Below are 26,016 nucleotides of genomic sequence, written 5' to 3'. Positions count from 1 at the left end.
CAACAACATAATAATAAAAAGAATTGATGAGTTAGGAGAGTTAGATGGGAGCGCTTACTTTACCTTGTTCTTCTGTCGTTGATGTACTTAATAATCAGTCGGCAGTACTTCAGCAGTGGTTTTCTCATGAGCCACAACAGGTTAACGGCCTACTTATTCGAAAATCGGAGTGTTGGTTAGAGCCGGTTGAGTTTGTCTCAGCTAACCATGACCAAGCATTCGATAGCGCACGTTTCCACCTGATGGTGGTGAGTAAACGTGATATCTGGCGCATTCAACTGGATCTGATTTTCTATTGTGATTCTTATACAAAGGAAGATGGCTCTAACGCGGGTCCAGGCCTGCAGTTTGCTGTTCTGGACGACAATGGTGACAGAGTTGTGATTGATCATTTTGCTACCAGCCAACTTCAGCCGGATCAGGCAATGCCTGCAGAGCAGTTCTGCCTCTATTGGTTTTCGCGATTATTTAAAAGCCCATGCATCAACCGAATTTTTGCTTACAAAGAGTACGAAGCAGAAATAGACTAGAAGAGCTATGGTCATAAGCTGAGCTTTTGTTTTTCCAGTAACACCTGCGAGAAGGTTTGCAGGACTGGCAATACAATGGCCCAGATAACAGCTAGCACTAACAAAGTCTGCCAAGCCGGTTGGGCAAGTGAAACATCTGTGAGTTTTGAACCTGCCAGATAACTGAGTGGCCCTCCAACAAAGCCCAGTAAGGCACCTATCCATCGATGAGTACGTGACCAATCAAGGCTGTGCCTAAGGGTTGTGCTAAAGAGTATCCAGAGGCAGGCAAGCCAGAGCGGAAGTATACGGCTTGTGTCATTTGATAGATTTTGAAATTGCAGAATATTCAGGTTGCCTAAAAAACTATCCACAGCACAGCCGAGCAGGAAAGTGACTGCCAATAATTGTTTTTCATTTTGCCAGTTGCCTACCCATCGAAAGTGGATAATCAGAATGATGATAGTGACTATCCATGCAATTTGGTTGCCTCCGAGAACACAAGCAAACCATCCGAACTGGAACAGCAGGAAGTTGATCAATAATTTAACGTTATCATTCTGCATTTTTGAGATAATTATTCGACAATTTTCATTTAGTACGTAAAAGCTTTGGTTTTGGATTAGGGGCAGCCGGTGATGGAGTACCATTCACTGATGCTATCCACCTCATTCTCCGAGAGCATTTTAGCTATGTTTGCCATAGGTAGGTGGCTGGTGCGGGAGCCATTCCGATAGTCATTCAGTTGTTTGACCATGTACACCTTTTTCTGGCATGCCAGATTTGGATTAAACGGAGCTGTGCCTATACCTTGTGGGCCATGGCAGCCAGCACAGAGTTGCATGGCTTTTGCTTTTGCTGCGGTCAGGTGGGATGGTGTTGCCATGGTCGGTGCCTGATCAGAACATGCTGAGATGAGCAAGGATAGCAATACGGCCAGCCCTACTCTGGGGTATAATACCAATTCTGCTTTTAAATTATGGGCTGCGCAGCCATTTTGGACGATTGGATCTGCGTTGAAGCTCCTCGCCATAGCTACAGCTATGACTCGTCTCGTCGCCTTGTCCATTCGGCCAAAATAACTTGCTCGCTCCATAATTTTAAAGCGCCATTGGTATAAAAACGTCATGATGTGTTGCCTGCTTATGGTTATTCGTGGCAGATGCTGTAAGTAGTTAACCAAATGAAATCATATTTTCTGAGCAAGTGGTCAGCCACTCTACTGCGTTACAATTCCGGTCACATAGCTACGGCTATGTTCCCTGCATTGTGCCTTGCATAGTAACTGTCCACTCACCCAGAAATATTCGATTCCATTTGGTCAACTACTTATGGATTTCCATACAGCATATAGCAACAATCAGTTTAATGCTTTTCCGTCATCAGTAAGCCTTAACCAGGCGTGGGAATGCCAGTAATACACTTTGCCGCTGTTAGAGGGAGCAGTGCAGTTGTAGCGAGAGCGGCCAACGGGCAGTGGTGATTTCGCCTGTGTTTTAAATTGGGTTTTCTCGTCATCAAGCCAAACTACTTCCAGCTCACCCTGCCCAGTGGCATAACACTTCACCTGTTTTTTCTGATAATCACCAGCAGCAAGTGTGAGCTTGAGTTCAGGCTTAAGATTCTCCTTTGTAATGATGGAGGACTCTGGCGTTTGAACGCTCACGGGTAGCGCCTTACTTTTAACCTTGATCCCGAAATCATTCACGCCATAAATGCCAGCCATGGGAAAACGTGGCAAGCGAGTGAAATCGGAATAAATACTGGCAGCACCGGATTGTTGGCCAAAACCAACATAACCAAGGTCGTCTAACAAACCGCGCAGCTCAGGCGTGGTTTCTCCGAACGTCCACGCGAACATCTTAACGCTCTGACCGGTTTTTTCTTTGATTCGAGTTTCGTTGGCTTCCAAATCTTTCTGGAACCTTGTCAGCCATTGTTGCTTGGTTTCACCGGGCAGTTTCTCAACACTGTGGCCATGCTCCAGAGTGTGGTTGGCAATGGTGGCGCCAGAACTGGCCATCTCATTGATCTGACCCCAGCTCAGAAACTTTTTATAACGTTTATCCACTGGCACGGTGGCGGTAAACAGCGTGAAGGGATAGTTGTACTTCTTCAGGATTGGGAAGGCATTCTCATAGATGTTCAGGTAAGCATCATCAAATGTGATGGTCACCGTTTTTTCCGGAATGTCCTGCTTGTTACGCAAAGCAGTTACGGCTTCCGACAGCGAGATCACATTGAAACCATTGTCGTGCAGGTAGCTCATGTGCTTTCTGAATGTCTCAGGAGTAACACTGGTCACTTTCGGGGTTTTATCACTGACGTGATGGTATTGCAGAATCACAATAGATTCTGATGCCATGGCACTTGATGCAGCCATGATCAAAAAGCTGGTAAGAGATAAAAGAAACTGGCGGCACGGACGGAGTGCCTGACGTGATAGCGAACTCAAATTCACAGGATGTCCTTAGGATCGTTTGTCTGGATTTTATCGTTATCTAGAGATTATCTTCTATCGTGCCAACTACGTGTGAAATTGGCAAAAAAAAGCCGCCATTTTGAAGGACGAATGTCGAATGGCGGCGGTTAAATTTCAATAGCGAACATATTCAATTATAAAAGGCGATTGATGATTCGCCTTTAGACAATAGTTTAAGGCGGGTAAAAACCCTTTTTATCAATGTTTTGGCCAGTTTTAGTGCGTTAAAAAGTTTGTTTCTCCGAGTTCTTCAGTTCCCGAATCAGCCCTTCTTGAGTGGTGGATGCCACCAGTTCTCCGGCTTGATTAAAAATCTGTCCTCTCACCAGTGCTCTGGCGCCATGAGCCGTGGTGCTCTCGACACAATGCAACAACCACTCATCCATGCGGAAGGGGCGGTGGAACCACATGGCATGATCCAAGCTGGCGATTTGAATCGGCTTTTGGAATCCTGCACCGCCGTGTGGGTAAAGGCTGGCAGAGAGAAACTGAAAATCGGAAGCGTAGGCCAGAAGGTATTTGTGGAGACCGGAGTTATCCGGTAGCTGTCCGTTAGCACGAATCCAGATTTTATGGTTGGGTGGACGACCATTATCCGCCATTGGATCTAACGGATCGGCAAATCTTATCTCGATAGGCTTGGCAGTGCTCAGATGTTTTTTCATGCCTGCCGGAATCAGATCGATGTATTTTTCGCCAAGCTCGGTTTCGCTCATCGCTTCTTCGGGAGCGATAACGTCCGGCATTTTGTCCTGATGCTCGTAGCCAGGTTCGTCAATATGGAAAGAGGCGGAGAGGTTGAAAATGGGCTTGCCATTTTGCACCGCAACAACCCGGCGGGTGGTGAAACTTCTGCCATCCCGAATGCAGTCGACGGTATAAACAATGGGCTTACTACTGTCGCCTTCCCGCAGGAAGTAACTGTGAAAGGAGTGAACATGACGAGCCGGATCAACGGTTTGACGTGCTGCAGACAGTGCCTGACCAATAACCTGCCCACCAAACACCCGTCCCCAGCCTGGATCCTGACTTTGCCCGCGGAAAATATTGTTTTCGATGGGCTCAAGTGATAACTGGTTGATCAGTTCTTCCAGTACTTCGTTCATCCTGTTTCTCTCAAACGGTAAGGGTTTTTACGTGTGTGAATGGCGAATCTGACTGTACCACAGAGAAGGTTCAATTAACTGTCCTTTGTCGTCAATTTCAGGATAGTTGAGACCTCGTTCATCGCAATACCGGGTCAGCTCCGGATAGCCCCAGCGGAACAGTGTTTTACGGCAAGTATCATCATCCAACCTTCGGGTGTTATACAGCCCTTTCTCCATTCGTTGCCGCTGGGCTTCTACAAGAATAATGGCAGCAGCGACAGACACATTAAAGGAGGACACATGACCCACCATAGGAATAATCATGTGTTGATCGGCCAGTGCTGCTGCCTCAGGGCTTACGCCGTCTTTTTCTGCACCAAGAACAATGGCGCAGGGTTGAGTAAAATCAATGTCGTAATAAGGTATGCTGTCAGGGGAAAAATGCGCGGTGAAGAGTTTGAAACCTCGATTTTTTAAAGCGGTAGCACTCTCTTCAAAAGAGCGATGATCCTGCAGGTTTACCCAGCGATGGCTGCCCATGGATTTTCTTCGATACAAACGATTGCTGCGTTTGGGCTGTGTCGTATGAATCTCGTGAATGCCCACAGCATCGCAGGTGCGGATAATGGCTGAGATGTTATGAGGCTTGTGAACCTGATCCATCAATACGGTCAAGTCGGGCTGTCGTTTATCCAGTACTTCGCAAAATTTACGATAACGTTCCGGTGTCATGTTTTTTTCAGGTAGGCTATGGCGCTTGATTTCAAAAATGGGCGCTGTGTTTTTATTAGAATTTTCTGAGAATATTCAGAATAACAGCTCTCCGGAGGAAGTAATACATTGGATCACAGCTATCTGGACACCCTGCACCTCTGGCTGCAGAGCAATATCATTTGGGTTGGACCTGTCATCGCGCTGGTGGCTTGCCTGGAATCTTTGGCAGTTGTTGGCATTGTTCTGCCGGGTGTTGCCATGTTGTTTGCTCTTGGCGCTATTGCAGGCGCAGCTGAATTGAGCATTTTTCCTATTCTCGCATGGGCATTTGCCGGGGCTGTGATAGGTGATGGGTTGAGCTTTCTCCTGGGTTATCACTTTCACGAAAACCTTCGTCGTATATGGCCTTTTAAAAGTCATCCTCAGTGGATAGAACGAGGTGAACTTTTTTTTGAACGTTATGGTGTGATGAGCGTTGTGATTGGGCGTTTTGTCGGGCCGATTCGCCCTATTATTCCTGCAGTGGCGGGCATGATGAATATGCGACCGGTGTATTTTTTTCCGGTTAACTTTCTTTCAGCCATTGGCTGGGCTCCGGTTTATCTCTTGCCAGGTTACTTTACCGGTGCGGCACTGCAAATGCATGATCAAATACCAGACCAGTTGATTAAGATTTTTGTCACAGTGATTGCTGTATCGGTACTGCTACCAGTCATTGCTCATTATCTGGGTAAGTGGTTACGGCTATCGTTATCTTTTTATCTGATACTCAGTCTTGTGCTGTGTACTTTTATCATTTCGTCCAATGTTGCAGGTTATTTTGATCTATTAAACAGACTGTTCTTTGTATGGCTTGCTCCGCTCTATCAGCCCTGGGTTGTTAAGACGATGGAGTGGGTGACATTGATGGGGAGTATCCCGTTTCTGGCCGCTTTGATTATTGGTACCTGGTTGTGGCAGTACCGATTTGAAAGAACCGTTCAGGTAGTGCCTGTTATTGCAGGTAGCGTATTGATGGCTGTATCCGTATGGGGCATTAAATATCTGGTAGATAGCTCTCGGCCTGTTATGGCTATGGGGTTGGATCCATACTCTTTCCCATCAGGACACACTACGGCCACTACTTTTGTGGTTACCTGGATAGTGGGGACTCTGGCAATTCATAAACCTATGAAGTGGCAATGGATAATATCGTCTTTAGGACTGTTCATTATGTTCATGGAAGGTCTATCGAGACTGTTTCTTCATGTCCATTGGGTTGGCGATGTTATTGCCGGGGTTTTAATCGGGTTGTTCTGGGCTTTAACAACCATTCTGTGGCAAAAAATGAAAGAAAACGCCTAAGCATCTTTTGACTTATGTCGTATGGTCGTTTTTGCCTGATAGGCTTATGATCTCCCCATTAATAATCAGGGAGAGCTCATGGGGATGCTCTGCCTCGGTGTATACTACACAGGGAGTAGGTATGAACATTGTGTCCCGTCCGGTGAAAACGGCATTTGACTTCTGGCGAGAAAAAGAAAGTCAGGCATTCGCTGAAGGCGCCCAGAAACCACTAGCAAAAAGACCATGGATACCTAAAAGATCTCCTGTGTCGAAATCGGATGATACAAAGCTTGTTAAGCCAAAAGAGAAAATAGAGCTAACCACAAGAAAGACCGAGGTTGTCTCTGAAAAAACAATCAAGCAGGCTGTAGTAACAAAAGAGATTATACCTACTGCTATTGCCAAGCCAGCTGAGAAAATATCCAGGCCGAAAAACAATTCTGCTTTGGCAAATAGTCCTAAAGAAGGTAAAACTGGCAAAGTAACTCCTGACCGGGCCAGTATACTGCCACCAAAGAAGTTGAACTCCGATACTCCTTCCCCGGTAAAAGTCGCACCGCCCTTAGAGACTGATCAATCACGAAAAGGACTTGCCGCAGCCAAGTCATTTGTTTTTCTAACGTATCATCGAGTTAAAAACTCAAACACAAGAGTAGCAAAGTCCGCAGGCCACATTAATTCACAGGATACGAATAAAATGCTGTGTGTATTCGCGTCTGAACTTGTGGACTCTAGTGATTTGTTAAACGTCATTAAGAGTAGATCTTACGACCCCATTGCCGCAATGATTCTGAGTAACCTTGAGAAAAGTGGGTATGAAAGACTACCTGGAGAAAGGCAGAAGAAAAACATGATCATGCAGGTGATCAGCGAGTCTATTGGGTTAAAATATTCTCCTGCTAAACAGGTCGTAAACATTGAAAAGCAACCTGTAAAGCCTGCAAAGATCAAAAACGATGTAAAAGAGCCTGTACAGGTTTTAAAGAAAGAGCAACCAGTTGTTGTACCAAATGTGGTTATCACACCAAAACGAGAGGCATTGAATAGCTCAAGATATGCAACTATTTCAAACAAAAAAGATCAGTCTGAAATAAGGCCCTTTAAAGTACCAGTGATTTCCACCGCTAGAGCTGAAAAAGCAGTTTCACAGTCACAATATGTTGAAAAAAAGAGGATGGCTTTACGACGTGATAAGAGGGAGCTTGATGACATTAAAACCACTTCCGGTCAAAAAGCTCTGGCGTATTATTCACGAGAGTTTCCAGTCAATAACAATGGCATCGTAAAACGGCTGAAGCATGGTCGGGACGAATTAATATGGTGTCGTCATCTATCAGAGGCTTATGCAAACGGCATTATTGGCAGAGGGAAAAATAAATTTAATACAGTCAATCATGTGGATCGTTTATCCAGAAGTCAGGATATTCCGGATGATCTGGATTTAGAAAGAAAATACAATGGCAAGTGTTCCCGCGAAGCCTATTATTTCTCCACGGATAATTTTTCGAAAGCGTTGGTTGAAGCGTCCAAGTCTATGGTCAATGCACCGGATGGGGCAGAGAAAAGTTATCTGCTCAATACCACTCATCATTCAATGGCGATTCGTATTAAGAAAAGAGGTGATGGTGCGACACTTTACTTCTATAACCCAAATCAGACCAATCGCCATAGAAAATTGGTTCTAACGAGCTTTTCAGATCTCAAAGATATCAAAGTACGTGATCTTGTTTCAGAGTACACACTTTATGGCGAATTTACTTCACGGGGAGATATGGGATGTCTGCTCAGTACAGATGTTGTTGCTGGCAGAGATCAAAGTAAGGTAAACGTCTTTGGTCATGTAAACAGTCAGTTGATCTACATGTTGCTGAGAAACGGTCATTATGGTCATCCCGGTTCGCCAACGGTAAACCGTAAAAATGCCAGCCTCTATGGACTGGTTGATGGTACTTATGCTCTTCAAAAAGCCGTTTTATGTGATCAAAAGGCAGCTATCCAATCCTACTTGCAGGATATGATGAATCTGAAATGCTCTTCGGAACAAAAGATGAATCTGCTGTGGCCTAAAGGTGCCAAGAAGCCGCTGATAGAATATGCCTTTACTGAAAACAAACTGGATATTGTAAAGCTCTATCTGAAGGCCGTTGTCTCCAGCAATATGGATTATCACCACAAAAGAAGGCTGATTCACCTTTACCTTAATGGTGATGCAACCACTTTGCTGGGGTTAGTATTGAAGAGAGGCTTTATTGAGATTGGTGTCGCTTATCTGGATGCTGTGATCAATGCGAATGGCATAACGAAGGATCAAAAGCTCTCACTGATAGCGCAGCAGGTTAAACGCTATGTGAATACCTGGAGTCTGTTGGATAGCAATACCAGGCAAAAACTACTCGATGCCAGTGCTGGTAGCCTGAATAAAATTCAGGATAAACAACTGGCTATGGAAATCAGGAACATTATATCTGGAAAGACAACTGGGAAAACCACAATAGAAAGCCTGAATCAGATCGTCGTCAATAAAGAAAAAAGGACAGGGCGCATTGATAATAACGCGCAAAACCATTCGCAGTTTGTAGCAGCTCTTGCTACTGACAAACCAAAAGTGCGAGAAAATAAACAATATGACTATTTATATAAGAAAAACATTAAAGGTGATGTACCACCAAATATCCTGCCTGAAAGAAAACCTCTAGAAAAAACAGAACCATCACATGGCAACTATCTAAAAGAAAAGAGACTAAAGCTTAAAAAACAGGATCGTGATCTTCACGTCCATCAATTGGCTAATGGCAGTATTGCTCTGTCGTATTTCTACAAATCAACACCTATCAATATCAATGGTGAAGTAGAAAGAAGGCATAACAATAAAAAAGAATTGATCTGGTGCCGACATCTAGCTGAAGGCTATGCCACTGGCGTATTTGGTCGTGGCAAGGATAAGTTTGGAGCAATAGACTCCAGGCGGAAGCTGGCTCAACATGCAGGTATACCGAGTGAAGAAGGGCTGAGGCAGAAATACAACCATCAATACACTCGTCAGGGTTATTATTTTGACCTGAATAACAGTGCTCAGGCTATTGAGGCATCAATAAAGCCTTTATGGAGTATGAATACTGGTGACGAGAAAAGTTTTACATTGGCGACCAGTCAGCACGCCATGGCGCTCAGGGTGGTCAAAAAACAGGGGAGTCTTGTGATTTGTTTTTATGATCCGAACTGTACCAACACTCACAAGAGAATTGTGGTACAGAAGCCAGAGGATTTGAAATACATTTCCATCAAAGACATTTTGTCTGAAGATCAGATTAACGACTATTTCCACTCACTGAACTCTCAGTCGGCTTGTATCATCAGTACCGATACCGTGAAGACTCAAAATGAGTGCTCTGTAAAGGTTTTCGGAGGTAAGAGTGAGGATCTTCTTCAGCTACTGATGATGAACGGGCATTACGGCCATTCAAATATACCGGGTTATAAAATCAACCGGCAAACCTATCGTGGTATTACGGACGGGATTTATGCACTTGAGACCGCTTTTGCTAATGAAAAAGGTGATGCCATTAAGAAATACCTGAGCGATCTTATGAACAGTGGGATTTCTGAAAAAGACATTGTTGAAGTGATTTCACCGATAAAGGCCGTAATTCCAGCTCCATACCTTGCCTATGTTGAGGGTGAAAGTGGAGTGGTTAAAATTTATCTCGACTCAGTGTTATCAAGCTCACTATCTTACAGAACTAAAAAGAATCTGCTCCATCTGGCAGAGAGGAAACGAGGACGCTTTGCATTGGTTAGAGCATTAATTAAGGGGCACTTTAACGTTGGCAAAGTCTATATGGAGTCGATATTGTCCTCTAAAGCGCTTTCAGAAAATGAAAAACTGGATATTCTGTCCCTCGATAGAAATAGTCTGTTTAGTAAATGGTCTGCAATCACTATTGCAAACAGAAGGAAACTTTGGAGAGAGTGCCAGGGCATAATTGAACAGTATCTTAGCGGCAGTGCTCAGAAAAAGCTCAACGGCTATATGTTTAATTAAGTTTGAACAGTGAATGTGAAGAATCTACGGCATTTTCTATGATGCCGCAGGTTTTTTATCTGTAATAAAAGTATTTCTTTCTGGAATGCTTCATCTAACTCCTTATCCCTGAAACGAGAAAAACATGACTTTTTTCGAATATGTTTTCGATATGAATCCTTTATTATTCGCAGTGTTGAATACTGTTGGTGAGTTTAGGGGAACTCTACCTCAACAGGAATAAATAATATTAGGAGGTAAAGATGCAATTAGATATAGATAGCCCCGCTGACCCATTTCAATTCTGGAAAAAGTTGGAGCAGAACGCTAATAATATCAAAAGTGATAGTGGTCCAATCCAATCAACTCCCAAAGTAAAAGCTATACCTGTGGTAGCAAAAGCAATGGCTGAACCAGATTCAACGGCTGGTAAAAATCTGTCTGAGCGTAGTCCTGTGCAGGGTAATAACTCTTTTATTAAAAAGGAAATCCCCAGTCAGACAGTGCACAGTAACTCAGGTATTGCTATCCCAATCACTACAGAGAAGAAGTCAGGCGTTAGCAAAAACACTAAGGTTAATGATCAACATCCCTCTGAAAAAGATCAGATGATACAGGCGAAGATGTTTCTGTTCATGATATGTTTGAGACTATCGAAGAAAGATTCAAGAATCAGAACACCAAGGCATGTTTCTAAAGACAATCTACAGGATCAAATACTCACTGCATTTTGTTCCCGTAAAATATCGTCTGACGATATTATGGCTATTCTCAATGATAGAAAAAAATGGGACCCCCAATGTAAGGCTGTTCTGGACAGGCTGAGCAAATACGATCTGGCAAAAAAAAGCGATGATAAAGTCAGGAAGGCTTACCTAGTTAAAGCTGCAGAATATGTTTTGAGCGGTGGAGAGCCAGTCAGTAGAAGAAACAGTATTACTGAAAGTAAAGTCCCCGCTTTGCCTGAAACTGAATCGATAAAAGCTAATTTGGCAAAGAAAAAAGACGTTGAGTCTGAAAGCAACAAAACCACCCCAAAGGTTGTAAAAAAGGAAGAAAAGAAACCTGTGCAACAGAGTGTTGTGACTCCACCAGATGATAGCTCTTCCTATGACGCAGAAGTGCCTTTCAAGAAAGTGAACTCAGAAACCATCGCTGAGGAGTTACCAGATGGAAGGGTATTACACCCAAGAGCTGTTTTCTTTCATGGAATACTGAGATCTGAGCTGCATCAGAGGAATGCCGAAATTCCATCAAGCGTAAAAGTGGGTGCCGGTAATTTTGAAGACTCACTGACAACGCTGATGACATCCAAATTACTGAAGCTGAGTGATCTTAAACAGGTGCTGACCAAACTATCCAAGGGCCATCAAATTGCTAATGATTTTCTGGTGCAGCATGGTAAAAGCTTGTCAGACTCCAGACGGGATAATGCGGAGTTACGGCAACAGCTGGCAAAGAGCCTCGCTGAAATTTGCCTGATGTCCAGAGAAAAGCGTGATGCGCTCGTATCAGCACAGACTCAGGAGCTTGAATCAAGAGCCAGGCTGGCTGAAAAGTTGGGTAACTTTCAATGGCAGCTTGCAACTGGCAAAACCAACCCTAAAAAAACATCGAGTAACCCACTGGATTTGCCTGATGTAAATGCTCATGGTCCTCTAGGTGAATTTGGTGGTGTGTTACAGGAGCTTGAAAGGCTACCAGCCCCGCAGGGAGTGCCAGATAAGACTGTGCCTATCAACGAGACCGATTTTCAGAAAGCAATGTTACTGCTGACGGATGTTGATGTCGGAATGCATCGCAAAAATCCTCTGGTTACAGAGACTCCTTTCATTGCTAATGACATAAGAAGGAATCTTGCAGATCTTGAAGAGGTGAGTGAGCTACTGGCAACAGGAGGTTTTCGTAATAAGGCTTCGGCTTTGGAAGATTTTGGAACTTTTCTGAAAGTCGCAGAGAAATCACTAGCGGATATGAGAAAAGTCTTTAAGCAGGAAGATGACCGAATGAAAAAGGTCAAAGCACAGCTTAGAAAAAAAGAGAAAGGGGATCCAGGGCTAGCCAAACACTGGCGAGAACTGGATAAGCTAACTGGTGATTTGGATGAAATCGATTCAACGAATAATAACTCAGATCTGAGCCTGGAAAACCGGCTGAGGCTGTTAAAGTCCGGCAATGGGAAAAATGAAATTGTAAGTCCAGTTGGCCGACGTAATTTTGGAGCAAAAATCCCCTTTGGACATGGGCTATTAACCAGCGACCATCAGGGAAATGTTAAATCCTATCGTGATGTTGTCAGAGGAGACAGGCAAAACAGAAATATTGACTCTGCTCATGTCGTCAAAAAGAGTGTGGATGATCCAAAAGTATCAAGCGCTGACAGGCGTGTCCCGAAAATGCCTGTGAATCAGGGTAAAAGTGTCAATCAAAGTCAGTCGATGGGGTTGTATCAACAGGAGAAAATAAGAAAGCTTCGGCGTCAGAGAAGGGATTTTCGAGAAGTCCCTGTGGGAGAGAATCAGTCAGTGCTGATCTATAAGTCCAAAGGTAACCCGCTGATGCTGAATGGTAATGTTCATAAAAGGGAGTGGGGTTACGGCAAAGAATCTTATGTCTGGTGCAGACACTTTGCCGAGGCCTATGGAACCGGCGTCTTTGGCAAGGGGCCGGGTAAGTTTGACAAAGTCAGATCCAAGTCCAGTATCGAAAGAATGAGTGGCCTGCTGAATGATGCTGAAATGGACAGAAAATACAGCAAAAACTACGCGAAGGAAGCTTATTACTTTACCATACAAACGCTACCGGAAGCGTTATCAGCTGCAGCAAAAGATTTATGGAATCAGCCTGAGGGCGCAGAAAAGCGCTTTAAGTTTCTTAGTGACTCGCACGTGATGAATTTTCATTTAAAGCGGCATCATAATGGGGTGATCATTTATTTTTATGATCCGAATGAGACCAATGTTCATCAGAAAATACTGGTTGGAGAGCAAGGCGCTATTTCAAAATTGTCCGTTTATGACTTACTGACCCCGACAGCAATGGAAAAATTTGAAAAATGCCGTTCTGGAATGCTTCAGAGTTTAGAGCATACCAGTTCACAAAGGGCGGCAAAGGCAGCAGTGTTTGGGAAAGTGAGTGATGAAACATTCTACTTTATGGTTAAGTATGGCCACTATGGACATGCTAACTTGCCAACGATTACGAATACTGGCTATTCGGCCACCAGGAATTCAGGGCGTGGTTGCTCAGGGTTGGAGTATGCACTGTTTTATAAGAAGTATGATGCTATTGCTGCGTATGTGAGAGATCTGCTTTCAGGTAGGCATAAAGGGCAAACCCTGCATGATGAATTGACATCGCTGAGTTATGACACAATTCAATATATTGATCAGAGAGCAGTTGAAGTTATAACCAGGGAAATCAAAAACAGTTATCAAGATCGAAGTGTTAAAGAGAGACTCTTAAATACGGTTAGATATTGGTCTAATAAATATCACAGCCATCGTCGCAGGTATTAAAGGGAGCATACACATAATACTTTATGCTCACTCTGCACTTTACTATCGACTTTTTGTTCGATGGTAAGAGGCTGGGTGGGCTTACCTGAAAATCATTGAATCTGTTTTCTGTATAAGAGAGTTATGGTTTTTGATTGAATAATACTCGTTAATTGCTGGCTTGCATTGTTTTCGACTTTTGAATTAGTTCCAATGTCGAAGAGACTAATTATGTTTCTTTTTTTAGAATGTCATCGATAGTTTTTGCTCTGCGGTAGTTTTGGGAGGGAGTATGATTCCAAGGATGGTTGGTTTTTCGGGGAGGGGACCCTCGGTACTGGATAAAGTGAAATTCTTTGAAAATAGATCGCTGCCTTCAGCGTCTAACTTTCGCCCAGTTAACGTAAATAAGAAAATCCCACTGGTCAGTAAGCATGGCCTTCATGCTTCGTCTTCGAACCTTGATCGTCCAAATCAGCAATCTGTCTTTGGATCAAGGTTCTATGGTACTGCTTTGGTCAACCGAAATGTATCGATTGCTCCCGTGTCTTCTCATGCCGATAATCTTAGACGCAATATTAAAGCTGCAGCTAGCCAGCTAGTACAACAACAGCCTCAGCTTAAAGAGAAAAAGCCTTTAGGTTTTAGTTTGGCTGATATGATGAATAGAACTTTGCAGAATCAGTCTGAAGTTATTGATGCGAGTTTAAAAAGCAGGCAGGCAGCTGATGCAAAGGATAAAATGCCAGAGTTTTTATTTAAACCTAAATCTAATGTTCAAAGAATAACTGGTAATCCTCATTGTAAGATTTCAAATCTTCCAATAAAAAATACCATGAGCCATATTCCGGGATTATCCCATAGGGGCAATACTGATGCGAAGTCTGCAAATGATGATATGAAAATTTATCAAAAAAGCAAGATGAATGATTTATCTGCAGAGGGGCGAAAGTTTGAGCTGATAAGAGTTGATAATAATCATTCAATACTTGCTTATTACTCTAGTGATAATCCCCTGAATCTAAATTGCGAAGTTTATTCTGCAGACTCTAGTTTGATTAAATGTCGCCATTTGGCAGAAAGCTATATGAATGGTGGTGTGGACAAAGGAAAAAATAAGTTCGAGCCTTTTAGCACAGAAGAGGCTCTGACCGGTAATCAGAATATACCAACTGATGCAGATTTGGATGTTAAGTATGATGCCAATTACTGCAAAGAAGCTTACTATTTTCAAGTAAATGATTTGCCCAAGGCTCTTAATTCAGCATCTGAAGACCTATGGGATCAACCAGAAGGATCAGAAAAAAAGTTTTCTTTTTTCAGTTCACACCATGCAATGAGTATCATTTTGAAAAGGGCTCATGGTGGAGTAATTGTGAATTTATATAATCCAAACTCAACAAATCGCCACTGGAAGTTGTTGTTACCACATAAATCATGTGTATCGAAGCTGACAGCTAAGCAGATTTTACCTAGGCTGTCGCAGAAAGAGTTTGTTAAGGACAATAGCGTAGTCTTGATGAGTAATGAGATTGTAGTAAATCAAAGTGATTGCCAAGTTAGTCACTTTGGAGAGTTAAATAGTGAGATTATCGACCAAATGTTGAAGTATGGTCATTACGGACATGACTCATTATCGATGGTTAGAAATCAAGGTGTCCAAGCAAATAAACCACAGAAGGATCACTTTGGTGGTTTAGAGTTTGCTGTCTTTCACCGGAAGCACGACGCTGTTCAAGCTTATCTTAAAGATCGTCTTGATTGTGTGAAAAATGAAAGAGAGCTGTTGAGTGAGTTGTTAATACACCAAAGTGTTTTGGATAAAATGGATAAAAAGACACTGGATATCTATTATAAAACAATACTGTCAAGCAAGCTTACATCACTAAGCAAAAGAAGATCCATGAAAATGGTTGAAAAATGGGCTAGGGTCAAAGCTTTTTAGGAGTCAGCCTAATGACCTGAGAAGTTATACTTCTCCCGTTTGATCTGTCTCGGTGGAAAACCCAGGTCACGTAATAGGGTAACGCAGTTATCTATCATATCGGGATTGCCACAAAGATAAGCAACGTCAGAGTCAGGATTAAGGCTTAATGAATCGAACTGTTCCTGAATTCGGCCAGAGTGCTCATGATCCTCTTCTTTTAATATCTTTTCACGAGTCAGGCATATTCTGTAGTTAATGCCGTTCAGTGTCTTAAAATCCTCAATATAAATGGCTTCATCCTTTGTCCTGAAACCCATCAGAACATTTATTGAAACCCCTGCTGCTATGAGTGTTTCCAATTCTGGAATCATACTGCGATAAGGCGCAAGACCGGTTCCGGTGCCAGCAAGCACCAGCTGACCAGCAATATCTTTAGGCAATGTCAGTGCGCCAAACGGTCCGGCAATATGTAATTGAAGACCTTCATTCGTGGCTTTGAAAAATTCAGAAGCGACTCCGCCCTCAACAAAACTCAAAGCAACTTCCAGCTCCCCTGTTTGTTGGAAGTCATCTGGTGAATTTGCAATGCTGTAACTGCGCTTGAATGTGTCACCGTCTTTTTCAAAGATCAGCTGGATAAACTGGCCAGAAGTGAAGGTAAACGCAGGAAGGTCAGAGCGCTCAAAAGTAAAACCCAACTGAATGGTGTTGGTGCTCAACATGATTTTACTGCTCAATGTTGCCGGGTATTGTGGAATCATTGAGAACGCTCCTGGATCATTACTGTCTAGTTTTAGATATCTTCATAATAGCTTTTGATCATCCGAGCTAATGGGCTTCGCCAGGATTTATTGTGCACACCGAAGGTGCTGAGAATCTTTCGGCAAGCCAGCGTGGCATTCGCAGGGGCTTGTATGCCGTTTCGGTCGTTGAGTTTATTCATATGCAGTTTTCGGATTTTTAACGGATGGTACTGAGAAGCTTCGGCAATCACCACTTCGGCAAATCGATTTTCCGATACCGGCTCTGCACCGGCGTAATGATAGGTTCCCCAGGTTTCGGCACCGCAATCCAATTGTTGCACAATAGCAACGATCACTCTGGCTGCATCATCTGCAGGTGTTGGGCAACCCTGTTGATCAGACACAACGGCCACGTCACGCTCTTCACTGATTTGATCGAGCAGGTATTTGAGGAGGTTGGTTCGGCGCTGGCTGATGATCCAGGAGAAACGAAGAATGATATGTCTTGGGCAGCGTTCACTGATTTGCTGCTCCGCCTGCCAGCGGCTGGTGGCTAGCACGCCGGTGGGGTTTGGAATGTCCTTTTCGGTGTAAGGGTCTTTTTTCTCGCCATCAAACACCCGGTAGGTTGAGATGTAAAACATGATGATGTTTCGATCATTGCAGCTTTGAGCCAGGTGTGCCATGGCATCACGGTTAATACGAAAACAACGGGAAGGCTCATTCTCAGCGCTGGCCGGATTATGGTAGCCCGCATTGCTGATGACTAGATCGGGCTCATACTTTTGCAGGCAGGCATCAATGGTTTCAGGGGATTCAAGGTCCAACTCTTCTCTGGTGGGAGCGAAGCAGGTGATGCTTTTCTCTTGCAGTAAAGTGTGTACTTCCTGACCGATAAGTCCGGTGCCGCCAATCAGCAGTATTTTCATAAGGGTGTTTTCATAAAGGGTATTTTCATAAATGGGGAGCTGGTTAAGCAGCGCTCTGATAACAGTACGGGTTATAGTAAGATAATCTGCTTATTACCGTCTATTTTTACTCTGACTGAGTTTCTGGATCTTCCAACGATGTATCAGGCTGAAGCCACCGCTGAGCTAAATACCGCTGAGCTAAATAATGAACAGCAGCAAGAAGAACGTATCCTGTTGGTCGACGACAATCCGACCAACTTGCAGGTTCTGCTGCAAACTTTGAGTGGTCGAAGCTACAAGCTGCTGATTGCCAATAATGGCGATAGTGCCCTGCGGATTGCCAGCAAGGCCAAGCCTGCTCTGGTGTTGCTGGATATTATGATGCCGGGAATGGATGGTTATGAAGTGTGTCGCCATCTAAAAGAAAACCCGGAAACTCAGGATATCACTGTGATCTTCTTGTCGGCATTGGACGACACCAAAGATAAAGTGCGAGGCTTGGAAATGGGTGCGGTGGATTTCATCTCAAAGCCATTTCAGGCAGAAGAGGTGATTGCCCGGGTTCAAACACAACTGAAAATTCATCGATTGGAGCAAGCGCTCTCCGCGAGAAATCGTCAACTGGAAGCGGATAAAGCCCGCATTCTGGAAAATATGAATGAAGGGATTTTTGGGTTGGACGCAAATGGTCGTATAACCTTTGTAAACCCTGCAGCGATGAATATGACGGGTTGGTCTATTACCCAGTTGAAAGGCTGCAATCTGGTGCAGTTGATGCAGGGCAGTGGCTCAGGGAATATTGGTGATGCCGAAGCAGTGGCCGCGGATAGTCGTTCGTTGAGTGCAATTGAGGCCGCTTTGGCGAAAGGTGTTAGCCGGCACATTGAAAATGGCGTGTTCTTTCGCAGCGATGGCACGCCGTTTCCAGTGAATTATTCATTTACTGGCATAATGGAAAGTGGCAAACCTAATGGTGCCGTGGTTGTTTTTCGAGACATTACCGAGAAAAAGAAGCAGCAAGAAGCGTTGCAAAAAGCACTGGATGAGCTGGAAAGCCAGAAGGAACAGCTGACCCATGTTTCCCGTCTAAGCATTATGGGGGAAATGGCGGCAGGATTTGCCCACGAAGTGAATCAACCGCTCACCGCTATCTCAAACTATGCCCAGGTGGGCAGAAGAATGCTGGCACGTCTGGAACCGGAAGACGATCTTGGGTTATCAGAAGCGCTGGAGAAAATTCACGTTCAGGCCAATCGTGCCGGCGATATCATCGCCAGGATTCGCTCCTTTGTGAAAAAGCCCGATCATATTTTGGGCAGTGTAGACCCGAACCGGCTGATTCAGGATACTTACAAACTGGCTGAGGTGGATGCCCGCAATAACCATATGGAAATCCATCTGGATCAGGAAGATAACCTGCCCAATGTGAAGGTTGATCCAGTGCAGATCCAACAGGTGGCATTGAATCTGATTCGTAACGGCATGGAATCCATGCGGGATATGGACACTCGTTCAGTCGGTGTGTATGTGCGCACAGAGCGGGCAGATGAGAACTTCGTCAAAGTCTCGGTGATTGACCGGGGCTATGGTCTGGCGGATGATGCAGAAGAAAAACTGTTTACACCTTTTTATACAACAAAAGTGGACGGTATGGGCATTGGTCTGACGGTGTGTCATTCCATTATTCAGTCCCACGGGGGAAGGTTATCCTTCCAGAGAAACCCTGATGGTGGCACTATTTTTGAATTCACCATGCCTGTTGCTGATTAATAAGATCGTAAGTAGCCGGGCATATGGTTACTTACCAAGCGGAGAGAACATTGACTGATCAAGTGACGGAATACATGCATGGTCTGGGGCAGAAAGCCCGTCAGGCAAGTACCGCCATGGCGGCTGCAGAAACCGCCGAGAAGAACAGCGCACTGTTGGCGATTGCCGAGGCGCTGGAAAATGATCGCCCACAACTCAAGCAACTGAATACTCAGGACCTTGAAGCCGGTCGTGCTCGTGGCTTGGATGCGGCTATGCTGGATCGCCTTGAGCTTACGGATGCGCGCATTGATGCCATGATTGAGGGCTTGCGACAGGTGGCAGCCCTGCCGGATCCGGTAGGCACAATTGATGATATGAAATACATTCCCAGCGGTATTCAGCTGGGAAGAATGAGAGTGCCACTTGGGGTTATCGGGATTATTTATGAGTCTCGCCCCAATGTGACCGTTGAAGCCGCCAGCTTGTGTTTAAAGTCGGGTAATGCCGTGATTCTCCGGGGTGGCAGCGAATCTATTCACTCAAATCAAGCGATTGCCCGTTGCATTCAGGCGGGTTTGAAGGCAACTGGTTTGCCGGTGGATGCAGTTCAAGTGGTGGAAACCACCGATCGTGCGGCTGTTGGTGTATTGATCGGCATGCCGGACTATGTGGATGTGATCGTGCCCCGCGGCGGCAAAGGGCTTATTGAGCGCATCAGTAAAGATGCCCGTGTGCCAGTGATCAAGCATCTTGATGGCATTTGCCATGTGTACCTGGATGACAAGGCTGATGTTGATAAGGCCATCCCCATTGCAGATAACGCCAAAACCCACCGTTACGGGGTTTGCAATGCCATGGAAACATTGCTGGTTCACGAAGCGGTCGCTGAAGCCATGCTAAAACCGCTAGCGGATATTTATGCAGCAAAGGATGTTGAGCTGCGGGGTTGCCCTGAAACGCGCAAGATTTTGTCTGGTATTACTGCGGCAACGGAAGAAGATTGGTCTACTGAATATCTGGCGCCAGTGTTGTCAGTAAAGGTCGTGAAAGATATGGATGAAGCCATTGCCCATATCAACCGTTTCGGTTCTCATCACACCGACGCCATCGTAACAGAAGATTTTTCCCGGGCTCGCCGCTTCCTTAGGGAAGTGGATTCCAGTTCAGTGATGATCAATGCGTCCACCCGCTTTGCGGACGGCTTTGAATATGGCCTGGGTGCGGAAATTGGGATTTCCACGGATAAGATTCATGCCCGTGGGCCGGTGGGGCTGGAAGGGCTGACATCACAGAAATACGTCGTATTTGGTGATGGCCATATTCGGCAGTGAACGAGGCTCTAAGTGATTTCCGTTTGAGCGTTGACATCAGCGGTTAATCCTGCGAGCCTGCCCGGTTCTAATGGCCTGAGCTCGATAATTGTTCAGGTAAGGTAAGTATCTACGCAAATGAAATCAAAGAATTCTGGTTTAGTGCGTGGGTACTATGCAAGGCACAACGGCGGGAGCATAGCTCGGGCTATGTGACCAGAGTTGTAACGCAGCAGAGTGCCTGCGCAATGAACCAGAAAATTTGAGTTTATTTGGGTAGGTACTTACAGAGGTTAATTTTGCAGTCTATGCATTCTGATGAATTAAAGCAGCTTGTTATTGAAGCTATTGAAAATGTGAAGGGTAACGAAATCACCTGTCTGGACGTTTCGACTCAGACCAGTGTCACTGATTACATGGTTATCGCCTGCGGTACGTCTAACCGTCATGTGAAGTCTCTGGCAGACAATGTCATTGACGAGTGTAAGAAAAAGGGTATCCGACCGTTAGGTATGGAAGGTCAAGACAAGTCTGAATGGGTTCTGGTTGATCTGGGTGACGTGGTTGTTCACCTGATGCTGCCGGCAACTCGCCAGTTCTATGATCTTGAACGTCTCTGGGATAGCGCTGATCTGGTCGCTGAAGACCTGACTTCTGCCGAGCAGCCTTAATGCGGGTTCGGCTGATCACAGTTGGCTCGAAAATGCCCGGTTGGGTGGAAGAAGGCTATCGGGAATACAGCCGCCGTCTGGGCGGTGATGTTCGTCTTGAGCTGGTTGAAATTCCTCTGGGTAAACGGAGTAAAGGCTCTGACATCAGTCGGCTTCAGGAAAAAGAAGCCGGGCAGATGCTGGCAGCCATTGGCTCCGGTGATCATGTGGTCACTCTGGAAGTGCTGGGTAAACCCTGGAGTACGGAAAAGCTGGCAGAGAATATGGATGGTTGGCTGCACAGTGGGCGCAATGTCAGCCTGTTGGTGGGCGGGCCTGAAGGGCTTCATGGGTCCTGCCTTGCCCGATCCGATCTTCGCTGGTCTCTGTCGCCATTGACACTGCCGCATCCGCTGGTCAGAGTAGTGGTTGCAGAGCAGGTTTATCGGGGCTGGAGTATTCTCCATAATCACCCGTATCATAAGTAGTTGACCAAATGAGAACCATATTTTCTGACTAAGTAGACAGTCACTCTCGGCAGCTTGCTCCTGCGTTGCTTTTATGCCCTTGGGTGCTACCTTCTGCATCCATGCAGTCGTGCTGCGTTGTAGCTTCGGTCACATAGCTAAGGCTATGCTCCCTGCGCTACGCCTTTATGCCCTGTGGGTATTGTATAGCAACTATCCACTCAGCCAGGAAAATCCGATTTCATTTGCACAACTACTTAAGTAAAATCGGTTTAAGTAAAATCGTTTCTGATTGATTTTTTGTTTTTGGCCAAGCGACCGATGATCGAGATATAACATGCCGCAGGACACCTTAAAGGACCATGGGGCAGAAAAAAAACTGGTAAATATCCGGCTTTGGGTCGTCGTTGGCTTTATGACTCTCCTCTGTCTGGGGTTAATCTCTCGGCTTTTCTATCTTCAGGTGGTTCGCCATGTTGAGCTTTCTACTCAGTCTGATGAGAACCGGGTACTGGTTCAGCCTATCCCTCCTACTCGCGGATTAATATACGACAAAAATGGTGTGTTGCTGGCGATGAATAAGCCTAGCCATATTTTGTCCATTGTTCGTGAACAAGCCAAAGATCTGGATGTGTTGTTGGCGGATATCGCTAAGCTGGTCAACCTTACGGAAGGCGAGTTGAAGCGCTTTGATCAGCGAATTCGCCGCCGCCGTCCATTTGAAGCTGTACCGCTGAAGTTTGATCTGACCTCGGAAGAAATTGCCCGAATTACCGTCAACCAATTCCGTCTCCCCGGCGTTGATATCAATGCCGAGCTGGTTCGCTATTACCCAGAAAAAGAAGCTTTCGCCCACAGTATTGGTTATGTAGGGCGAATTAATGATCGTGATTTACAAACGCTGGATCCAGCACTTTATTCAGGGACTCACACCACCGGTAAGATCGGTGTGGAGCGTTCTTATGAGTCCATTTTGCTGGGCAAGCCGGGGTTTCAGGAAGTCGAAACTAACGCCCGTGGTCGTGTGCTCAGGGTTCTGAAGAAAGAGCCGCCAGTGCCGGGGCGTGATATCAATCTCTATCTTGACAGTAAACTGCAGAAAATTGCTATTGAGGCCATCAATGGTCGCCGGGGTGCGGTTGTCGCGATGGATCCGAAAACCGGTGGTGTATTAACGATGGCCAGTACGCCGTCGTTTGATCCCAACCTGTTTGTTACCGGTATTGATACGAAGACGTTTAATGGCCTGAATACGAATATTGAACGACCTTTGTATAACCGGGCATCCCTTGGTGAATATCCACCGGCCTCTACTGTGAAGCCGGTAATGGGGTTGGCGTTATTGGCTAATGGTGTTGTGAAACCGGAAGACCGTGTGTTTGATAAGGGCTGGTTTCAGTTACCTGGCAGTGAGCACCGATTCCGGAACTGGAAGCGCTCGGGCCATGGGTGGGTGGATTTAAAGCAGGCGATTACTGTTTCTAACGATACCTATTTTTATAACCAGGCCGGTAAGCTGGGCATTGATAACTTACACGATTTTGCCAGTCAGTTTGGCTTTGGTCATCGCACCGGTATTGATATTCGAGAAGAACGTCCTGGATTGTTGCCGTCGAGAGAGTGGAAGCGGGGAGCTTATGAACAGCCCTGGTATCCTGGTGAAACAGTAATTGCCATTATCGGGCAGGGTTATATGCTGGCAACCCCTTTGCAGCTGGCGGAATCCACTTCCCTGATCGCTAACCGAGGGCATTATGTTCAACCACGACTGGTGCGGGAGAACATTCCGGAAGTTCAGGGTGAGTTCTGGGGAGATGATATTTCCACCGGCCTGACCGATGAAGCAGATGCTTTCAACTGGGAGCTGATTATCGGTGCTATGGAAGAGGTGATACATTCTCCACGAGGTACCGCGAATTGGCGAATAGGCCGTGGCTTGAAGTACCGGATGGCCGGAAAAACCGGTACCGCTCAGGTGGTTAGTATTGCTCAGGGCGAAGAGTATGACGCTGAAAAGTTGAAAGAGTTCGAGCGTGACCACAGTTTGTTTATTGGCTTTGCCCCTGCAGATGATCCTCAGATTGCTGTTTCTGTGATTCTGGAGAACAGCAATGGTGCGTCCAATGTTGCCAGAAAGGTGATGGATGCTTATCTGCTGCCACGATTGGCAGCAGCAAAGAATCAGAAGGATAAGTAATGGCTAACCAGGATTTTGTCCGTCAGATTGACCTGCACGGTTTTGGTCGTGGTCCGGCGCTTTCCATGCGCTGGCATGTGGATTTTGTGCTGCTGTTTTTTTTGTTACTGCTTTGCGGTGCGGGACTGTTTCTTCTTTACAGCGCTACGGGGCGGGATCTGGATGTCGTGACCCGTCAGGCGATGTATCTTGGCGTCAGCTTCACGGGTATGTTGATCATAGCTCAGATACCGCCACGCTTTTTTATGCAGTGGGCTAAATGGTTTTATCTGGCTGGCGTTCTTCTGTTGGTCGCTGTCCTGTTTATGGGTGTCAGCTCTAAAGGCGCTCAGCGGTGGATACAGCTGCCCGGTTTTCGATTTCAGCCTTCTGAAGTCATCAAGTTGATCATGCCGATCACCATGGCTGCTTTTTTTGCCAAGCGACGACTGCCGCCTTCTTTTAAAGATATTGTTATTGCCCTGGTGTTGATAGCCGTTCCCGTGGTGCTGATTGCCAAACAACCGGATTTGGGAACTTCAATTCTGATTGGTGCCTCCGGTGCCTTCGTTATCTTTCTGGCCGGGCTACGTAAACGGATTATTGCTTCAGCCGTTTGCCTGGCGGTACCTTCAATTTACGTGCTCTGGCACTTTTTCATGTACGACTACCAAAAACGGCGGGTGTTGACGTTTTTGAATCCGGAAAGTGATCCCTGGGGATCCGGCTGGAATATCATTCAGTCCACCATTGCTATTGGCTCTGGTGGTTTGTACGGCAAAGGCTGGTTGCAGGGGACTCAGTCGCATCTGGATTTTCTTCCGGAAAGTCATACGGACTTTATTATTGCCGTTCTTGCGGAAGAGTTTGGCTTAATGGGCTGTCTGGTATTGTTTGCACTCTACGCACTGATTATCGGGCGAGGGTTGTTTATTACCTTCAATGCTCAGACACTGTTTGGACGACTTCTGGCAGGGAGTATTACCCTGACTTTCTTTGTTTATATCTTTGTCAATATCGGTATGGTCAGTGGCATAATGCCAGTGGTGGGTGTGCCTTTACCCATGGTGAGTCGCGGAGGAACTTCTCTGTTAACACTGCTGGCTGGTTTTGGTTTTTTAATGTCTATCCATACCCATAAGTCCTTCATGGCAGGCGAACGGTAGATATTTGATTTAAAATAACTTTCTTTATCTTTAATATCCGTTAACTGTCTTTTATGGAATCCCGCACATTGTGCGGGATTTTTACTCAATGACGATAGAAATTAACTTAACTGTCGATTAATGTAGGGTTTCCTGATGTTGTTATTTCAACACGTTGCAGTGTTGGGGAGCCCTGATCTTGTTTTTGCATAAAAGGTACGGAAGCATGAAAACTATTCCAGGGATATTCCGTCGTATAGTTCGTGATGGTCTGCTGGTAACGACCGCTGTTTTTTCATCTGTGGCGTTGGCTTCTTCTGGAGGAAGCTATCTTGGCAGGCAGGATGTTAATAAGTTTATTGATGATATGGTGACCGAGCACCATTTCGACCGATCCAAGTTGGAAGCGGTCATTGGTAAAGCAGAACGATCACAGCGTGCGATTGAACTGATCAGCCGTCCGGCTGAAGGGACAATGGAATGGAAGGATTATCGGAAGATTTTCCTGACGCCCGAACGCATCACCAAAGGTGTCCGATTCTGGGAAGAGAATTCCGAGTCGCTAGCTGCTGCTGAGAAAAAATGGGGTGTACCAGCCCATATCATTGTGGCGATTATTGGTGTCGAGACCTACTATGGACGCCAGACCGGCGGCTTCAGAGTGCTGGATACATTGACGACGCTGGGCTTTGATTATCCGCCCAGACAAACCTTTTTCCGTAAAGAACTGGAGAATTTCCTGATCCTTGCTCGCGACCAGAAGCTGGATGTGGAAGAGTTGACCGGGTCTTATGCCGGTGCAATGGGTATCCCACAGTTTATGCCATCCAGCTATCGTGCTTATGCGGTGGATTATACCGGTGATGAACAGGCGAACATTTGGTTTAGTGAAGAGGACGCTATTGGCAGTGTCGCGAACTATCTGAAAAAGCATGGCTGGAAATATGGTAAGGGCGTTGCAGTTCAAACCCGCGTTTCAGGTGTAGGGGTTGATGATGTGTTATCCGACGGATTAAAGCCGGATCAAACACTGGCCGAGGTTCAGGATTCCGGCTGGCAGATTACCAGTACTGGCTCCGACGCCTTAAAGGTTCTGCCTATGAAACACGAAGGCAGTGCGGGTGCTGAATACTGGTTGGGCATGCACAACTTTTATGTGATCACCCGTTACAACCGCAGTCAGATGTATGCACTGGCGGTCTATCAGCTGGCGAAGGAAGTGCGGGCAGGCTATAACAGTTCTGTTGCTCTGAAGAGCAAAGCCCCTGAAGGCAAATTGTAAAATGAATATCGAGCCT

At 45.5% G+C, this 26,016-nt stretch carries 19 protein-coding genes; 12 read left to right on the top strand and 7 right to left on the bottom strand.

Annotation, left to right across the window (positions count from 1 at the left end):
* Positions 1 to 44 precede the first annotated feature (44 nt).
* Positions 45 to 530 carry a hypothetical protein gene (locus tag Q1B11_RS05010; RefSeq protein WP_299728539.1) on the top strand — a complete coding sequence of 162 codons (486 nt, stop codon included), beginning with the start codon at positions 45 to 47 and terminating at the stop codon, positions 528 to 530.
* Positions 531 to 541: 11 nt separating this feature from the next.
* Here the strand turns inward: Q1B11_RS05010 and Q1B11_RS05005 are convergent, their stop codons facing one another.
* The 5 genes from Q1B11_RS05005 to trmH all read right to left on the bottom strand — a co-directional run bounded on the left by Q1B11_RS05005 (position 542) and on the right by trmH (position 4,811).
* Positions 542 to 1,075 (bottom strand): DUF2878 domain-containing protein, encoded by a 534-nt coding sequence (locus tag Q1B11_RS05005; RefSeq protein ID WP_299728536.1) that lies wholly within the window; start codon positions 1,073 to 1,075, stop codon positions 542 to 544.
* 56 nt (positions 1,076 to 1,131) lie between these two features.
* On the bottom strand, positions 1,132 to 1,395 hold the full coding sequence (locus Q1B11_RS05000) for a c-type cytochrome (RefSeq protein ID WP_299728533.1): 264 nt from the start codon (positions 1,393 to 1,395) through the stop codon (positions 1,132 to 1,134).
* A gap of 474 nt (positions 1,396 to 1,869) precedes the next feature.
* Positions 1,870 to 2,892, bottom strand: a complete 1,023-nt coding sequence (locus tag Q1B11_RS04995; RefSeq protein WP_299728530.1) for a polysaccharide deacetylase family protein — start codon at positions 2,890 to 2,892, stop codon at positions 1,870 to 1,872.
* A gap of 323 nt (positions 2,893 to 3,215) precedes the next feature.
* On the bottom strand, positions 3,216 to 4,097 hold the full coding sequence (tesB, locus tag Q1B11_RS04990; RefSeq protein WP_299728527.1) for an acyl-CoA thioesterase II: 882 nt from the start codon (positions 4,095 to 4,097) through the stop codon (positions 3,216 to 3,218).
* A gap of 27 nt (positions 4,098 to 4,124) precedes the next feature.
* Positions 4,125 to 4,811 carry a tRNA (guanosine(18)-2'-O)-methyltransferase TrmH gene (gene trmH, locus Q1B11_RS04985; RefSeq protein ID WP_299728524.1) on the bottom strand — a complete coding sequence of 229 codons (687 nt, stop codon included), beginning with the start codon at positions 4,809 to 4,811 and terminating at the stop codon, positions 4,125 to 4,127.
* Between the two features lie 108 nt (positions 4,812 to 4,919).
* On the opposite strand from trmH, the gene Q1B11_RS04980 reads away from it, so the two are divergent.
* The 4 genes from Q1B11_RS04980 to Q1B11_RS04965 all read left to right on the top strand — a co-directional run bounded on the left by Q1B11_RS04980 (position 4,920) and on the right by Q1B11_RS04965 (position 15,582).
* The gene (locus Q1B11_RS04980; RefSeq protein WP_299728521.1) at positions 4,920 to 6,137 is read left to right on the top strand and encodes a VTT domain-containing protein; all 1,218 of its coding nucleotides are present in this window, start codon (positions 4,920 to 4,922) and stop codon (positions 6,135 to 6,137) included.
* 121 nt (positions 6,138 to 6,258) lie between these two features.
* Positions 6,259 to 10,161 (top strand): ShET2/EspL2 family type III secretion system effector toxin, encoded by a 3,903-nt coding sequence (locus Q1B11_RS04975; RefSeq protein WP_299728518.1) that lies wholly within the window; start codon positions 6,259 to 6,261, stop codon positions 10,159 to 10,161.
* A 242-nt stretch (positions 10,162 to 10,403) separates the two neighbouring features.
* Positions 10,404 to 13,658: a ShET2/EspL2 family type III secretion system effector toxin gene (locus Q1B11_RS04970; protein ID WP_299728515.1), complete on the top strand. Its 3,255-nt coding sequence runs from the start codon at positions 10,404 to 10,406 to the stop codon at positions 13,656 to 13,658.
* 271 nt (positions 13,659 to 13,929) lie between these two features.
* Positions 13,930 to 15,582 (top strand): ShET2/EspL2 family type III secretion system effector toxin, encoded by a 1,653-nt coding sequence (locus tag Q1B11_RS04965; RefSeq protein ID WP_299728512.1) that lies wholly within the window; start codon positions 13,930 to 13,932, stop codon positions 15,580 to 15,582.
* Between the two features lie 8 nt (positions 15,583 to 15,590).
* Here Q1B11_RS04965 and Q1B11_RS04960 read toward each other — a convergent pair whose 3' ends face one another.
* Together Q1B11_RS04960 and Q1B11_RS04955 are read right to left on the bottom strand one after the other, a co-directional pair.
* Positions 15,591 to 16,325, bottom strand: a complete 735-nt coding sequence (locus tag Q1B11_RS04960) for an FAD-binding oxidoreductase (RefSeq protein WP_299728509.1) — start codon at positions 16,323 to 16,325, stop codon at positions 15,591 to 15,593.
* A 32-nt stretch (positions 16,326 to 16,357) separates the two neighbouring features.
* Positions 16,358 to 17,236, bottom strand: a complete 879-nt coding sequence (locus Q1B11_RS04955; protein ID WP_299728505.1) for a sugar nucleotide-binding protein — start codon at positions 17,234 to 17,236, stop codon at positions 16,358 to 16,360.
* Here Q1B11_RS04955 and Q1B11_RS04950 point away from each other — a divergent pair.
* From Q1B11_RS04950 to mltB, 7 genes are all read left to right on the top strand, one after another.
* A complete protein-coding gene (locus Q1B11_RS04950) occupies positions 17,186 to 18,988 on the top strand; it encodes a response regulator (RefSeq protein WP_299728502.1) in 1,803 nt (600 codons plus the stop codon). The genes Q1B11_RS04955 and Q1B11_RS04950 overlap by 51 nt on opposite strands.
* Positions 18,989 to 19,062: 74 nt before the next feature.
* Positions 19,063 to 20,301: a glutamate-5-semialdehyde dehydrogenase gene (locus Q1B11_RS04945; protein WP_299728795.1), complete on the top strand. Its 1,239-nt coding sequence runs from the start codon at positions 19,063 to 19,065 to the stop codon at positions 20,299 to 20,301.
* Positions 20,302 to 20,588: 287 nt separating this feature from the next.
* Complete coding sequence (gene rsfS, locus Q1B11_RS04940; RefSeq protein WP_067517187.1) at positions 20,589 to 20,951, top strand: ribosome silencing factor; 363 nt, start codon at positions 20,589 to 20,591, stop codon at positions 20,949 to 20,951.
* A complete protein-coding gene (gene rlmH / locus Q1B11_RS04935; RefSeq protein WP_299728499.1) occupies positions 20,951 to 21,418 on the top strand; it encodes a 23S rRNA (pseudouridine(1915)-N(3))-methyltransferase RlmH in 468 nt (155 codons plus the stop codon). The genes rsfS and rlmH overlap by 1 nt, the downstream gene beginning before the upstream one ends.
* Positions 21,419 to 21,734: 316 nt before the next feature.
* The gene (mrdA, locus tag Q1B11_RS04930) at positions 21,735 to 23,594 is read left to right on the top strand and encodes a penicillin-binding protein 2 (protein WP_299728496.1); all 1,860 of its coding nucleotides are present in this window, start codon (positions 21,735 to 21,737) and stop codon (positions 23,592 to 23,594) included.
* A complete protein-coding gene (gene rodA, locus Q1B11_RS04925; RefSeq protein ID WP_299728493.1) occupies positions 23,594 to 24,739 on the top strand; it encodes a rod shape-determining protein RodA in 1,146 nt (381 codons plus the stop codon). The genes mrdA and rodA overlap by 1 nt, the downstream gene beginning before the upstream one ends.
* A gap of 205 nt (positions 24,740 to 24,944) precedes the next feature.
* On the top strand, positions 24,945 to 26,000 hold the full coding sequence (gene mltB / locus Q1B11_RS04920) for a lytic murein transglycosylase B (protein WP_299728490.1): 1,056 nt from the start codon (positions 24,945 to 24,947) through the stop codon (positions 25,998 to 26,000).
* Positions 26,001 to 26,016: the final 16 nt, after the last annotated feature.

Source organism: uncultured Endozoicomonas sp. (assembly GCF_947495845.1).
In the GTDB taxonomy this organism is placed as follows: domain Bacteria; phylum Pseudomonadota; class Gammaproteobacteria; order Pseudomonadales; family Endozoicomonadaceae; genus Endozoicomonas.
This window is presented reverse-complemented; position numbering and strand designations above follow the sequence as displayed.

Coding starts and splice junctions, on each gene's coding strand:
- Q1B11_RS05010 (WP_299728539.1), top strand. CDS start 45: ATGGGAGCGCTTACTTTACCTTGTTCTTCTGTCGTTGATGTACTTAAT.
- Q1B11_RS05005 (WP_299728536.1), bottom strand. CDS start 1,075: ATGCAGAATGATAACGTTAAATTATTGATCAACTTCCTGCTGTTCCAG.
- Q1B11_RS05000 (WP_299728533.1), bottom strand. CDS start 1,395: ATGGCAACACCATCCCACCTGACCGCAGCAAAAGCAAAAGCCATGCAA.
- Q1B11_RS04995 (WP_299728530.1), bottom strand. CDS start 2,892: ATGGCTGCATCAAGTGCCATGGCATCAGAATCTATTGTGATTCTGCAA.
- tesB (WP_299728527.1), bottom strand. CDS start 4,097: ATGAACGAAGTACTGGAAGAACTGATCAACCAGTTATCACTTGAGCCC.
- trmH (WP_299728524.1), bottom strand. CDS start 4,811: ATGACACCGGAACGTTATCGTAAATTTTGCGAAGTACTGGATAAACGA.
- Q1B11_RS04975 (WP_299728518.1), top strand. CDS start 6,259: ATGAACATTGTGTCCCGTCCGGTGAAAACGGCATTTGACTTCTGGCGA.
- Q1B11_RS04970 (WP_299728515.1), top strand. CDS start 10,404: ATGCAATTAGATATAGATAGCCCCGCTGACCCATTTCAATTCTGGAAA.
- Q1B11_RS04965 (WP_299728512.1), top strand. CDS start 13,930: ATGATTCCAAGGATGGTTGGTTTTTCGGGGAGGGGACCCTCGGTACTG.
- Q1B11_RS04960 (WP_299728509.1), bottom strand. CDS start 16,325: ATGATTCCACAATACCCGGCAACATTGAGCAGTAAAATCATGTTGAGC.
- Q1B11_RS04955 (WP_299728505.1), bottom strand. CDS start 17,236: ATGAAAATACTGCTGATTGGCGGCACCGGACTTATCGGTCAGGAAGTA.
- Q1B11_RS04945 (WP_299728795.1), top strand. CDS start 19,063: ATGCATGGTCTGGGGCAGAAAGCCCGTCAGGCAAGTACCGCCATGGCG.
- rsfS (WP_067517187.1), top strand. CDS start 20,589: ATGCATTCTGATGAATTAAAGCAGCTTGTTATTGAAGCTATTGAAAAT.
- rlmH (WP_299728499.1), top strand. CDS start 20,951: ATGCGGGTTCGGCTGATCACAGTTGGCTCGAAAATGCCCGGTTGGGTG.
- mrdA (WP_299728496.1), top strand. CDS start 21,735: ATGCCGCAGGACACCTTAAAGGACCATGGGGCAGAAAAAAAACTGGTA.
- rodA (WP_299728493.1), top strand. CDS start 23,594: ATGGCTAACCAGGATTTTGTCCGTCAGATTGACCTGCACGGTTTTGGT.
- mltB (WP_299728490.1), top strand. CDS start 24,945: ATGAAAACTATTCCAGGGATATTCCGTCGTATAGTTCGTGATGGTCTG.